The organism is Shigella sp. FC1661 (assembly GCF_001712525.1).
Taxonomy (GTDB): domain Bacteria; phylum Pseudomonadota; class Gammaproteobacteria; order Enterobacterales; family Enterobacteriaceae; genus Escherichia; species Escherichia coli.
Genome location: NZ_MDGW01000225.1, coordinates 1 through 3,233, shown reverse-complemented (window position 1 = coordinate 3,233; position 3,233 = coordinate 1). Strand labels below are relative to the sequence as shown.

Annotated in this window: 2 protein-coding genes and 2 pseudogenes; 2 read left to right on the top strand and 2 right to left on the bottom strand. The window is 52.8% G+C overall.

Annotated elements, in window-relative coordinates:
• A partial coding sequence (locus tag BFF42_RS13870; RefSeq protein ID WP_146759047.1) for an IS3 family transposase occupies nucleotides 1-453 on the top strand: 453 nt, incomplete at its 5' end.
• Nucleotides 454-493: 40 nt separating this feature from the next.
• Here the strand turns inward: BFF42_RS13870 and BFF42_RS13865 are convergent.
• On the bottom strand, nucleotides 494-628 hold the full coding sequence (locus tag BFF42_RS13865) for a DUF1378 family protein (RefSeq protein WP_000142784.1): 135 nt from the start codon (nucleotides 626-628) through the stop codon (nucleotides 494-496).
• Nucleotides 629-771: 143 nt separating this feature from the next.
• Nucleotides 772-2,724 (bottom strand): annotated as a pseudogene (locus BFF42_RS13860) (DUF6645 domain-containing protein); the annotation flags it as partial.
• A gap of 268 nt (nucleotides 2,725-2,992) precedes the next feature.
• Here BFF42_RS13860 and BFF42_RS13845 point away from each other — a divergent pair.
• A pseudogene (locus tag BFF42_RS13845) lies at nucleotides 2,993-3,135 on the top strand (hypothetical protein); the annotation flags it as partial.
• Nucleotides 3,136-3,233 lie beyond the last annotated feature (98 nt).

Here is a 3,233-nt window from a genome sequence, read left to right as displayed (position 1 = left end):
CAGGAGGGATGGTTGTACCTCGCTGGCATCAAAGATGTTTATACGTGCGAAATTGTCGGCTACGCCATGGGAGAGCGCATGACAAAAGAGCTGACAGGTAAAGCCCTGTTTATGGCGCTCAGGAGCCAGCGCCCACCTGCCGGGCTAATCCACCACACCGATCGAGGTTCACAGTACTGCGCATACGATTACCGGGTCATACAGGAGCAGTCTGGTCTGAAAACATCAATGTCGCGTAAAGGTAACTGTTACGACAACGCTCCGATGGAAATCTTCTGGGGAACGCTGAAAAATGAAAGCCTGAGCCACTATCGTTTTAATAACCGGGATGAAGCCATCTCAGTAATACGGGAATACATTGAGATTTTCTACAATCGTCAGCGTCGTCACTCTCGTCTGGGGAATATCTCCCCGGCAGCCTTCAGGGAAAAATATCATCAGATGGCTGCTTAAAAAAAGAACAAATGGTAGTGTCCGCTATTGCCAGTACACCTCAGATTTTCTCTGCGGCCCTTTTATCAATCTGCCTGCGCCAGAAATCGCGCACTGCCCTGTACCCACCCGAAAGAAGATACAGCACACAGACCGCCGTACAGAAGTACAGCATCACCTGATGAATAAATGTCATAGTTTCTTACCGTTATGGTTGACAATGAGAACTGTTTTCATTTAAAAAACCGGTATACGAAAGCATCTTTTCTTTACATTCTCCATTGGGATTACCTCCGCCAGCTTCCGTTCCTGCCGCTGGCGGCTTTTTTTATCATGCCGCGCATCCGCGTTGTTCACTTCCACCTTCACACTGGCAATCAGCAGCGTATATGTCGCCGCCTTTGATATGCCTGTCAGTTGCAGTTTGTCCGCCGCCCCTGATGCCGGAGATTTCACCAGTGTGAACGGCGTCCCCCGTTTCTCATCCAGTACCGGCGTCACCTGAATGCTGTTGTTTCCGGCAAACTCAAAATCCAGTGTGTGCCATCCGTTATCAAAGACCCCGAACGTATCCAGCTTCGCATTCGGCTTCTTGTGGTACATCGCGTTCAGGTTCGTCGCATCCGTCTGCAGGAAGAAGGACATCAGCATGTCGTTGCCTTCCTCTGCCAGCGTCACTCCCTCCGGCAGGGACGACAACTGCCAGTAAATGCCCAGGGCAAACCGATTCGGCACCAGTGAACCCGGCAACTTAAACTGTACGCTCACACGTCCCCCCTTCTTCAGTAACTCCACTCCCTGTCCGGCTGCATCATGCTCCAGAAACCAGATGTGGTTTTCCGGTTTATTCAGTTGCAGGGCCTTACCTCCCGTAGCCCCCGCATCACTGACCACCGCTTCAGCAATGTTTTTGTTAACATTGTCTCCGCTCGCCGGTTTGTGATAATAGCGCCAGCCCTGTGATGCCAGGTCTTCGCCGGACGCCAGCAGACTCATCAGGGTTCGGTTACTGACCGGGGCTTCCGGCTCTCTCTCCGTACCTTCACCGGAAGGTCCGGTGGGCTTCACCGTATCAGGCTGTTTTCCGGTAATGAATTCAGCGGTTCTCCCGGCATGCACAAGAATCGCCGTTGCCAGACGGTCGGAAATAATCCCACGACGTGCCCATGATCCAAAATGCGTTTTACGGTCGGCCGTCGTCCAGGTTTTGGCGTCCGTTCGACCACCGGCTCCGTAATACCCAATATCCGCAACATCCGGATCTTCTGACGGCTCGTTGGTACCCACATTTCGCCCGTTTTCATCCGTCATAAACGGCACAAAGAAGATTTTTTTTGCGGATTTCGTCTTGTATGCACCATACACCGCATCGTATTGCGAAGAATAAGTCTGCTTCCAGTAGTAGGTCGTGTCGCCACAAATCCAGGGAACCGATGACGGAGAGCCCCCGAGACACTGACCTCCGAATTCCGACAGGTCAGAACGATATTTTTCCACCATGGAATCAAACAGCCCCGGCTGAGTGGCGTATGCACCCTGTTTCAAATCAAACTCGCCCTGCATCCAGACCACTGCAAGCAGAATATTTTTAGGGTTAGCCTTCAGTGCGGCCTGAGTACGGGTAAGCAGGTCCTTGTACAGTGGCTTATCTACACCCCAGCGTGCCGAGGTCTCGCTTGCGCCGGTGGATTCGCTGAAGGTACCTTCATCGCCCGCCAAAAATGCAGAACCACCACGGCAGCACGGAACCAGAAGAATACCGGCATTCGCCGGAATAAACGGCAACAATTTCTTCGCGATATGTAATCCCTGCCCCACGCATCCATACTGAGCTGCGCTGGCTTTCGGGTGTGAAAACTTACTCAAATCCTGAACATCATGCAGGCAGTGGTCCGCAGGAATAATGTCATTGTAGTTACAGGACGCACCACCCGGCGTGACAGTGCTGCGACGCGCCAGCTGTTTAATACGCGGGTCCGGACGGTCATATGTCTCCGGCAGCGGAAGCCCTTCACCATACGCCATACCGTTTGACTGCCCGGCCAGGGCAACAACAAATTAATACTCCGGGTTGCTGGTGGTGCTGATAACTGCGCCTTCTCCATCCGACGGCTTCACCACCACAGGTGTGGTGACATCACCTTCCGCCGCAATGGCCTGCATCAGGGTATAAGGCGTGATGGCCACCGGACTGCCAAATGGCTGCCACCCCTCCTTCAGTTTTTGTGTCAGTCGCTCCGCAAGGTCTGACGGCGACGCCGCCCTGACCACGTCATAGTGTTTAAATGCCATGAATCCTCCCGGCCTGGATAATATTGTGAGTAAAATGAGGAGCGGGCTGAAGTCCGGAAGTTACAGGACAATGGCAGAAGATAGACAACAGCCCGCAATATGAAAAAGGCCGCGCTATTGCGCAGAGTGATTACTGTCGGATATTATTCGCCAGCTGAAATATTACTTCACGTTTTGTTGTTTATTCCTTGCCGCCCGCGTCTCCCAGCGCGGGATTTTTTTGTCCATAAGAAAGCCCCTCCGGAGAGGGGCTGGAGAGTGGCGCTATGTGCCATTGCATGGTGCCGGGTGCCTCCCGGTGAGTTCAGTATCAGCACCTGAACCCGCACAGAAAGGATAAGGGTCGGGACAAAACACCAGTTGCTGATTGCCCCTCCGCACAGGGGGATTCACCATGCCAGTTTCTTTTTACAAACTCCCCGCAAACCAGACAACAGTCAACCGCCTGAATTGTGAGACATTTAAAAAAAAGCCCGCAAAAGCGAGCCAGGGAAAATAAGTGTGGCGCG

Excerpts from the sequence above, each read along its gene's own strand:
- BFF42_RS13865 (WP_000142784.1), bottom strand. The coding sequence starts at position 628 with ATGACATTTATTCATCAGGTGATGCTGTACTTCTGTACGGCGGTCTGT.